We start from the raw sequence: 424 nt of genomic DNA, 5'->3' as shown, positions 1-424 counted from the left end.
ATTGGCCGCTAATTCCAAAAAACTGTGCCAGACGATTTTTTTGGCAATCGAAAGAAAACCAATTTGCGATATCATTGTATTAACCTGCATACCAAACACCGCGAAATTCATAATTATTAAAATAAAAGAAACAAGTCCGTAACTAAAAACTCCTGCAAGTAACAGCAAAGATATCATCGTATTATGAACGAAGACTTCAAAAATTGTAAGTTGGATACTAGATAAATTCGCTTGAAATACGCCGGTCAACTGAGTTCCAACAATAAAAGAAAAAAATGCTATAAACAAACTGATAATCATTGATATGCAAAGCGCTCGATCCGGTCTAACAAAAATTTTATTTTGTAACATATTTTTTATATTCTCCATAGAAAAACCGCTGATATTTGTTGATTAGAAAAACTGAAATTAAGTAAATAAAATA

At 30.7% G+C, this 424-nt stretch carries 1 pseudogene; it reads right to left on the bottom strand.

The window, feature by feature from the left end:
• Positions 1 to 351, bottom strand: a pseudogene (locus KH893_RS12485) (stage II sporulation protein M); the annotation flags it as partial.
• Between the last annotated feature and the right edge of the window lie 73 nt (positions 352 to 424).

The organism is Liquorilactobacillus sicerae (genome assembly GCF_029916425.1).
GTDB classification, from domain to species: domain Bacteria; phylum Bacillota; class Bacilli; order Lactobacillales; family Lactobacillaceae; genus Liquorilactobacillus; species Liquorilactobacillus sicerae.
Note: the sequence above shows the minus strand (reverse complement) of the source record. Positions and strands in the feature narration are given on the sequence as shown.